The 9,441-nt window shown below is 25.7% G+C and carries 11 protein-coding genes; 1 reads left to right on the plus strand and 10 read right to left on the minus strand.

Going from position 1 to position 9,441, the window contains the following annotated elements; genetic code table 11:
* The 10 genes from ACRC28_RS04465 to ACRC28_RS04510 all read right to left on the minus strand — a co-directional run.
* Positions 1-209: GTP-binding protein (locus tag ACRC28_RS04465; RefSeq protein ID WP_438542252.1), on the minus strand; the 209-nt coding region annotated here is incomplete at its 3' end.
* A 16-nt stretch (positions 210-225) separates the two neighbouring features.
* Positions 226-1,605, minus strand: coding sequence for an L-seryl-tRNA(Sec) selenium transferase (gene selA, locus ACRC28_RS04470; RefSeq protein WP_438542253.1), 1,380 nt, complete (start codon positions 1,603-1,605; stop codon positions 226-228).
* Positions 1,606-1,689: 84 nt separating this feature from the next.
* On the minus strand, positions 1,690-3,033 hold the full coding sequence (locus tag ACRC28_RS04475; RefSeq protein ID WP_438542254.1) for an FAD-binding protein: 1,344 nt from the start codon (positions 3,031-3,033) through the stop codon (positions 1,690-1,692).
* Positions 3,034-3,049: 16 nt separating this feature from the next.
* Positions 3,050-4,144 (minus strand): flagellin lysine-N-methylase, encoded by a 1,095-nt coding sequence (fliB, locus tag ACRC28_RS04480; RefSeq protein ID WP_438542255.1) that lies wholly within the window; start codon positions 4,142-4,144, stop codon positions 3,050-3,052.
* Positions 4,145-4,206: 62 nt separating this feature from the next.
* Positions 4,207-4,590 (minus strand): methylglyoxal synthase, encoded by a 384-nt coding sequence (gene mgsA, locus ACRC28_RS04485; RefSeq protein ID WP_438542256.1) that lies wholly within the window; start codon positions 4,588-4,590, stop codon positions 4,207-4,209.
* A 45-nt stretch (positions 4,591-4,635) separates the two neighbouring features.
* Complete coding sequence (locus ACRC28_RS04490; RefSeq protein ID WP_438542257.1) at positions 4,636-4,794, minus strand: hypothetical protein; 159 nt, start codon at positions 4,792-4,794, stop codon at positions 4,636-4,638.
* Positions 4,795-5,145: 351 nt separating this feature from the next.
* A complete protein-coding gene (locus ACRC28_RS04495) occupies positions 5,146-5,907 on the minus strand; it encodes a nitroreductase family protein (protein WP_438542258.1) in 762 nt (253 codons plus the stop codon).
* A 122-nt stretch (positions 5,908-6,029) separates the two neighbouring features.
* Positions 6,030-6,569, minus strand: coding sequence for a hypothetical protein (locus ACRC28_RS04500; protein WP_438542259.1), 540 nt, complete (start codon positions 6,567-6,569; stop codon positions 6,030-6,032).
* An 84-nt stretch (positions 6,570-6,653) separates the two neighbouring features.
* Positions 6,654-8,063 (minus strand): ATP-binding protein, encoded by a 1,410-nt coding sequence (locus ACRC28_RS04505; protein WP_438542260.1) that lies wholly within the window; start codon positions 8,061-8,063, stop codon positions 6,654-6,656.
* A 2-nt stretch (positions 8,064-8,065) separates the two neighbouring features.
* A complete protein-coding gene (locus tag ACRC28_RS04510) occupies positions 8,066-8,728 on the minus strand; it encodes a response regulator transcription factor (protein WP_438542261.1) in 663 nt (220 codons plus the stop codon).
* 69 nt (positions 8,729-8,797) lie between these two features.
* Between ACRC28_RS04510 and ACRC28_RS04515 the strand changes: the two genes are divergently transcribed.
* Positions 8,798-9,373 (plus strand): solute carrier family 23 protein, encoded by a 576-nt coding sequence (locus ACRC28_RS04515; RefSeq protein WP_438542262.1) that lies wholly within the window; start codon positions 8,798-8,800, stop codon positions 9,371-9,373.
* The last annotated feature ends 68 nt before the right edge of the window (positions 9,374-9,441 follow it).

The raw sequence follows: 9,441 nt of genomic DNA on the forward strand, positions 1-9,441 counted from the left end.
TTTTTTACAAATTTCTCATGTCCTGGAACATCTATAATTCCAGCATTTATACCATTACTTAATGTTAAATTTGTATAACCATTATTTATAGTTATTCCTCTTAGCTTTTCTTCTTTTAAGCTATCTGTATCTACTCCAGTCAAACTTTTTATTAACGATGTTTTTCCATGATCTATATGTCCTGATGTTCCTATTACTATATGTTTCACTAATAAAGCCTTCTTTCTACAACTTTTTAATCGATTCTTCTATTATATCTATATCTTCTAATTTCAATGTTCTTAAACTTAATCTATATCTATCATTTTTAATTCTACCAACAATAGGATATTCATTTGCTCTAAAAATTTTATCTAAATCATTTGCAGTTAAAAGTTCACTTTTAAATTCTAAGCTCCATCCATCTAATATATATGTTGGAAGTGTTCCTCCCCCTACATAGTCTTCATCTTTAATTAATTCTATCTTTAATTTTGATGATACCTTTTTTAATTTATTTATAAACTCTTTTCCTTTATCCTCTAGCTCCAAAATATCTTTATTTATCATATTTAAAGTTGGAATATGTTTATATGCATTTTCTTCATTTAAATAATCTAATAAAGTTCCTTCTAATGCTGCAAGGGTAAATTTATCAACTCTTAATGCTCTAAGTAATTGATTTTTTTTAATTCTTTCTATGTATTCTTTTTTTCCTACGATTATTCCAGCTTGTGGCCCCCCTAAAAGTTTATCTCCAGAAAATGTAATAATATCTATTCCATCTTGAACAACACTTTCTACTGTTTTCTCTGAAATTTTAAATCTTTCTAAGTTTACTAAAGCACCACTTCCTAAGTCTTCAATGGTGGGAATATTATGTTTTTCTCCTAGCTTTGCAATTTCTTTTGAAGATACTTCGCTTGTATATCCAATAATTTTAAAATTTGAACTATGTATTTTAACTAGTGCTCCCGTTTCTTCTGATATAGCTTTTTCATAATCAAATAAATGGGTTCTATTAGTGGTCCCGACTTCTTTAAGCTTTGACCCTGACATTTCCATTACATCTGGAATTCTAAATGAACCACCAATTTCTACAAGCTCTCCTCTTGATACTATACTTTCTTTTCCTTTTGCTATTTCAGATAAAACCAAAAGAACTGCAGCTGCATTATTATTTACAACTAATGCTCCTTCTGCACCAGTTAAATGAGTTAAAAGTTTTTCTATATGGTTATACCTAGATCCACGTTTTCCTGAATCTATATCATATTCTAAGTTATTATAATTAGTACTTACCTTAATAATATTGTCTAGTGCCTTTTTACTTAATAAAGAACGTCCTAAATTTGTATGTATAATAACTCCAGTTCCATTTACAACATTTTGAAGACTTCCAGTATAATTTTCTTTTAATTTAATATCTAGAATTTTAAAAACTTCATTTATCTTTATTTCATTATGTATTTCATCATTTAAAATAGCTTTTCTAAAGCTTTCAATGATTTTTCTTAATTCTTTTACTATATTTTCTCTACCAAACTGCTCTATATAATTTTTTATGTATTCTTCTTCTAAAAGTTTATCCATTTTTGGTAAACTTCTTAATAATTCTTTTTTCATAAGAACTCCTCTTTCTATATAATTTTCTTTCTAAATTATATCACAAAAAATGAGAACTATTCCCTTAAGATAGCCCTCATTTTATTATTTTATTTCTTGTTCAAATTTAAAGAAGTTTTCTTTATCATACATTTTTTTTACTTCTATTAGTTTATGCTTATATTCACCATAGTACTCATCCATATAATTATCTAATTCCTTTAATGGAAAGCTTACAAATGATCCTTTAGTTAATTCTTTTATAATTTTGAAATTTTCTAATACAAAAGCTTTATTTTTCGCATCAAATATATCTTCTTCCCAAACTGATTGAAAACCGATTATTCCTTTAGCATTTCTATAATAAAAAGAATCTTCACTTTTTTTATTATAAGTAGCCTTCCCTAAGCCATATAATGAAATTGCAGTATAAACAGAGCCTTCATTAGGTTCTTTTAATATGTTAAGTATTTTAAATACTTCTTCTTTTTTATAATTTTCTTTAGTAAATCGTCCAGTTGATTTATATTTTTCATAATCAGGATGTGCATCTTGTATCCATCTATTTATATTTAATATCGACATCGACTTAGAATTATTTTCAAATTCATCTAACTTAACTAATTTCCCCAATTCCTTATTCAAATCAGTTATATCTCCATAAAAAATACCTATGATTTTTACACCTAGTCCTTTAGATTTATCCTTATAGAAAGCAATTTTCATATTTAATCTTTCATTTAACGATTTAATATTTTTATCCCAATTTAAAAATATCTTAGTCATGTATTCAATAGAAATATTATTTTTTTCTAACAAAACTAATGTTCCGTTTTCTTCTTTTTTAGGAAGATTAAATTTTAGTTTTGTAATAATACCAAAATTTCCTCCCCCTGAACCTTTTAAAGCGTAAAACAATTCAACATTTTCAGTTTCACTTGCATTTAGCAGTTCACCTTTTGAATTCATTAACTCTATAGAGATTAAGCTATCAATTCCAAGTCCTAAATGTCTAGCTGAATATCCCCAGCCTCCACCTAAAGTATATGCAATAACTCCAACGGTAGGACATCCTCCACCAGGAAAAGGAATATTATATTTTCCAACTGCCTCATATAATTCTCTGTTTCTAACTCCGCCTTCAATAGTAACTGTATTTTCATCAAACTTTATATCTATGCCATTCATTTTACTTATATCTATAACAAAAATATCATCTCCTGTAGAGAATCCTTCATAATGATGTGTTCCCGAACGTATTCTAAAAGGAAAATTATATTTTTTTATTAGATTTAATGCTTCTCTAAGTTGTTTTGTATTTTCACAATATGCAATTGCTAATGGTTTTTTATTTATAGCTCTATTGAAACACATTCTTTTTTCATCATAAGTATGGCTATTTTTTAAGATTAATTCACCTGAAAATAATGAAAAATCATATCTGCTCATTAAACAAACCTCCTTTTTATATTAAACCTAAACTCATTCTAAAATCTTTATTATGTTCTAAATCCTTATTTATAGCCTGGATTATATTTATAATATCATCATCAGTTATATTTCCTTGCATGCCTTTTATAAATTGAATTAAATACCCTTCAATTATGAAATATATAGTTATTAATTCATCTATACTCTTATCTAAGTTAATACCTTTATTAAAGGGGATTACTTCCTTGAATATATGATTAACCAAATAATTTTCTAGAATGTAATCAAATTTACTTAAAGCTTCTTTAATATTAATTTCATTTAAAGTAGTGTCATTTTTCATTTTCAAAAGTTTCTTGAATCGAACCCCTCTGATAGTTTTTGTTACTTCTTCTGAAAATATATGTTTTTGAATATTATTATCCACTGTATTTACTTTATTTAAAATACTATCTAAGTCTACAGTTTCTAAATACTCATCTACATAAAATTCACCTTCCATATTCTCTTTTAGTATGTACTTATAAATGTATTTTAATATATTTAATCTTTCAAGAATAGTGAATTTTCTTTCTTGCATTACATTTATAGTAAAAATTCGAATATTCCAAAAATACTCTAGTATATTTCCACTATCTAAAAAAGCTTCTGTATCTAAAATTCTACCAATTCTAATATTATCTACATCAATCTCTTCTTCCCATTCTATAAATTCCATTTTTTCTTTTTTTAGAAATGCTTTTCTACAAATTTCTATACATGAAGAAGTTCCACTTTTTTCATATATCCCATCAATTATATTGTATATTCGTGGATATCTTCTACAAGTTATACTTAAATTTTCTTCATTAGTTTTTCCATGTATTTCACACAATAAGTTTTTATCTAAAAAAGGACATTTATTATCTTTAACATTCATATATCCATATGTTAAATCGTCAGTATGTTCCATACTCTCAGAAAATTTTCCACAAACAACCTCTTTTAATATTTCCGTGCTGTTTTTATATTTTAAAAATGTTTCTTTATCTAAGTTTATCTCCCATCCTGCACAGCAAGTATCGACACACTCTGATGCGATACATTTAAAATCTTTCATGTATTCTGGCATAAAAAAATCTACTTTCATTTTTGCTCCTTCTCATTAATGCTTATATTCAAAAAAGATAGCTATGTGTAGCTATCTCATATTTAAAGTAATTTTGAATTTTCAAAAGCTATTCCTTCAATTAACATTTTACCTGTTTCACTGTTAGTCGCAACTGGTAATTTATATACATCACATAATCTTAAAAGTGCACTTATATCTGGTTCATGCGGTTGTGCTGTTAAAGGATCTCTAAAAAATATAATCATATCAATTTCACCTTCTGGAATTAAGGCACCAATTTGTTGATCTCCTCCAAGAGGTCCACTTTTATATCTTTTTATTTTTAATTTTGTATTTTCCATAATTAGACCACCTGTAGTTCCTGTAGCTACTAAATCTAATTTTGATAAAATTCCTTCGTATTTTTTAGCAAACTCCACCATCTCTGATTTTTTTCTATCGTGTGCAATCAATGCTACTTTCATAGAAGTCACTTCCTTTTTATTCTGATGCTTTTATTATATCATAATCTATCCAACTATGTCTAAAACCAAGCGTTCTAAACCTAACTTTAAAAGATTATCTAAAACATTTAAATCTTTTTTAAATTTATTAGCACCACTTAAGGTTGGTTCTACATTAAATTTTTTACATAATTCTAAATATTGTCGTAATATTTTTATTGTCATTTCAACCCCTCCGATATTTCTAATATATTCTTATTATTTATCTTCTTCAAAACAATATTTTTACTTTCTATACAAATATCTTATATTTTTTGGTAATTATTGTAAATATATATTGTAAAATATTATAGATATTTCGTTCATCAGCAAATGACTTTATTTTATAAAAAATTCTATTATTATGTATTTTATGTGTGCTTATGTATATTTTTTTGTAGGAATTTGATTTTTTGTTTTTTATTTATCATCATTTACGAGGATTTTATTTAAAATCATTTCTACTATTTTATAAATTATCTATTAAACCTAAAATAGAGCCCTAGTTTAAGCTCTATTTCCTTTATTATTAGTCTACTATTTACACCAACTTTTTATTATTTCTCTTACGGATCTTCCCATTTCTTCTGAAAACTGTGCTCCTGTTTTTCGCCCATAGTTGAATTGTCCAAAATTCTTAGCATTATAAATATTTTTTTCACTGAATTTTTTATTTTTAAACATATCTTCTAATTCTTCTTTTTCTAAATTTTTATATTTTTCATTAAATACTATATATTTTTTATCAAATCGTTCTGTTATTATTTTTTCTTTATTTTCGTATCTACCAAAACATAACATACAAGCTGGCACTGCCCACTTCGGTAAATTAAATAGCTTTTTATGGATTTCATAATTTTCAATAATATCTCCTATATAACAAGAACCTATACCAAGGCTTTCTCCAATTAACGCTCCTGTTTGAGCTGCAATTATAGAATCTTGCATTGCTAAAAATAAATCACCTTCATCTGGTTTTCTGTATTGTAGATTATTTTTTTCACAATATTCTTTTACATCAGAAACTTCATAAAAGTCGTACCATCTTTGCAAATCTGCAAGAAATACTAAAATTGTATCACTATTTTGTATAAAGGGTTGATTATCACATGTTCTAGATAAAATCTCTTTTGTTTCTTCATCCTTGATTACAAGTACAGAATATAGCATCATATTTCCTGCTGTAGGTGCCCTCATTATTCCATTTAGAATTAAATTTAGCTCACCATCAGTAATTTTTTCATTGCTATATTTTCTAAGTGACATTCTATTATTTACTAAATTGATAATTTCATTCATTTTTACGCCCCCTTAATATTAATTTCAACACTATACAGATTAAATCCTTTAATTTTTTTGTTTAATTTTGGAATTAATTGCATAAAAAAATACCATCCTTTATTCAAGGAAAGTATTTTTTATTATATATATGCTAATGGAAAATATTTAATTAATGCAATATGTAAAATAATTAAAACTATTAATGCAATTCCTAGACCTTTATGACTTTTGATACCTTTATTGAATATTCTTAGTAGTCCTGATACTACCATAATCAATAAAACTATTCCTGCAAATGCCCCAAATATATATCCTAAAGTCCATTTAAATCCTAAACTTATAAAAATGTATACATGAAATGAAATTACTCCTACTGCAAGCATTCCTAATGGAATATGTATCTTTTGTAGTATCTTTGTAAAAAATTTTAATACTGCATCTATTAATTCATCCATGCTTAAATATTTTATTACTCTTCTAAATAAAAACATACAAAATGCAGCACCTACAATTAAAGTTCCTGCAATTCCAACATCTGCTGAATATGAATATTCTCTTATATGTCCTAAATTGCTTAATGCTCCTGTTATTATAGAAAAACCTATGCAAGCTATCGCTACGACAATTACTATTAAACTTAATAAAAATAATCTTAAATTCCTTTTCTGAAACTTATTCAATTTAATCACTCCTAATATTTTTCCTATTTTTCATAGGTTTACTCTATTAGGTTACTTAATTAAAATATATTTTTTATGGGAACTTTATGTGATTTTTATGTGATTTTTAAATTTTATATAAAATCTAACACCTTTATCTTCATTTATAACATAAATATTTCCTTTATAATAATCTATTATTCTTTTTGTAATATATAATCCTAACCCAAAATTCCCTGATTTTCCTTTATATAGATTTTCAAAAATATTTTTTAAATCTTCTTCTTTTATTTTTTCTCCATCATTAAAAATTTCTATTGTAATCCCTTCATTTGTTTTATAAAGCTTAATTTCTATTTCTTCTTTTACATATCTTAGGGAATTTTCTATTATATTTTCTATTGCTGTTACTATCTTTTCTTCATTTGCATAAATATAAACTTTTTCTTCTAAGAAAACTTTCCACTTTATTTCTTTATTTATAAATCTAAATTTATAATATATTTCATCTAATAAATATTCTAAATCTACTTCTCTTCTATCTTTATCATTTATAAGCATATAATCCAAAGTATTTAAATATAATATTTGTTTTATCTTTTTCTCTAAAATTTGTGATTCCTTCTTTATTATTCTAGCTGTATCTTCTACGCTTCCTACATACATTCCATCTATTAATGCTTCTGCATGACTTTGTATTATCATAACTGGAGTTTTTAAATCATGTGATATACTTTGAAAAAACACCTTTTCTTCTTTATCAACTTTTTCTAACTCTAACCTCATATTATTCATTGAACGAATCAAGCTTCCAATTTCATCATTACTTTTTATTTCTAAGGGCTCTGTCCATTCTTTTTTAGAAACCTTTTTTGCATAAATTTCTATACTTTTTAAATATTTTGTTATATATCCTGCTAAAAATTTTGCAAGAAAAAAACTAATAATTATAAATAACAACCCTATTGTAATAATTATGTATATAGCTTCATGGGTATAAACGCCTTCTGTATAAGTCACTATATATTCTTCTTTATTTTTACTATTTACAACATTACTTATTACAAAAACATATCCTTTCTTTGAATTTCCAAATTTATGCCTCTCTACAAAAACTTTATTTTTATAGGATGGTTCTTTAGCATAGGATGCCATCCATATTTCAGCATCATTTGCAATATCACGTATTTTACTATTAAAATATTTTATATCGTCACTATCATAGTTTCCATCTAAATTAACTATTTTGCTTTTTCCATCTTCTTTTACTAATATAAAGCTTTCTATTCCTATTCCTTTATAAACTAATGCATATTTATTATCAAAGGTATCCCCTTCAATTTCTTTAATTATATTATCTTGTGTATTTATAAGATATCTAACATTATTCTCTAATTGAAATCTTCTAAAAACAACTGCATATAAAACTGTTAATATTAGTATTATTCCAATTACGGAAAGAGTGAATGTTATCCAAATTCTCATATACAATGATTTTATTTTAAATAACTTCATAACTAATTTCCTAAACTAAGTTTATAGCCATAACCATATACTGTAGCTATATGTAGTTCATAAAGTTTTTTTCTAAGTCTTCTCATTGTGTCATCTACAACTCTATCTGACCCAAAATAATCATTTCCCCATACTTTGCTTAAAATTTGTTCTCTAGACAAAACTATGTTAATATTTTCAGCAAAATATAGTAATAATTCATACTCCTTATTTGTAAGAGGAATTTCTATTAAATCTTTATATACAGTTCTTTCTAATTTTTTTATAACATAGGCATTTAAATTTATTATCTCCCTATTTTTTTCATTTCTTTTTAAAATTCTATTCACCCTTATAACCAACTCTCTTGGTAAAAAAGGTTTTGAAATATAATCCTCTCCTCCAAGCTCTAACCCAAGGACTCTATCAAGCTCCTTATTCCTTGCAGACATAAAGAGTACTTTTGCTTCTTCATCTACCTTTTTAATTTCTTTTATTAAAAAATATCCATCCACATCTGGGAGCATAACATCCAATACCCATAAATCAGGCTTATCACTTATTTTTTCAAGAGCATCTACTCCTAAATTAAATACAGTTACTTCATATCCTTCAACACTTAAATATTTTTCTAATAGTAAACTTAAATTTCTTTCATCTTCAACTAAATAAATCTTTTTTTTCATCTAATTTTTCTCCTCAGTTTAAATAATTTTATTATATCAAATATTAAAACACTTCTTTCTTTCATAGGAATTACTTTTACCTTTCTTTTTGTTAATTTTTTTGGTACTGTCGGTTCTGTTTTAGGACTTGCAACTAAAGCAGGTTTAGTAGAAAAAGATGGTAAGTTTCCTAGAATCGGTAAAGCCTTGCTAGCTGATGCTGTAGGTACTACTTCGGGTGCTTTTTTAGGAACATCTGCAATTTCAACTTTTATAGAAAGTAGTACTGGTATTGCAGAAGGAGGAAAAACTGGACTAACTGCTTTTGTTGTAGGTTGTCTTTTTACAGTTTCTTTATTCTTTTCACCACTTTTTGTAGCAATTCCATCTTGTGCTACCGCACCAGCACTTATTTATGTTGGCTATTTAATGCTTAGTATTATTACCTCTTTAGACTTTACAAATATAACAGAAGCACTTCCAGCTTTCATAACAATTATTTTAATGCCACTTTCATATTCAATTGGTGATGGTATTATTTATGGAATTTTATCTTATGTTGTAATTAATTTAATAGTTAATCTTTTTAGCAAAAAAATAAATCGAGTCCCTATCAATCCTATTCTTATAGTACTCGCCATACTTTTTGTTATTAAGTTAGTATAATAACTTTAATTTATCTATATTTCTTTTTCTAAATGGCTTTTTTGAATTTTATTATTAATATCTATGTA

This window comes from Clostridium sp., assembly GCF_051650885.1.
GTDB lineage: Bacteria > Bacillota > Clostridia > Clostridiales > Clostridiaceae > Clostridium.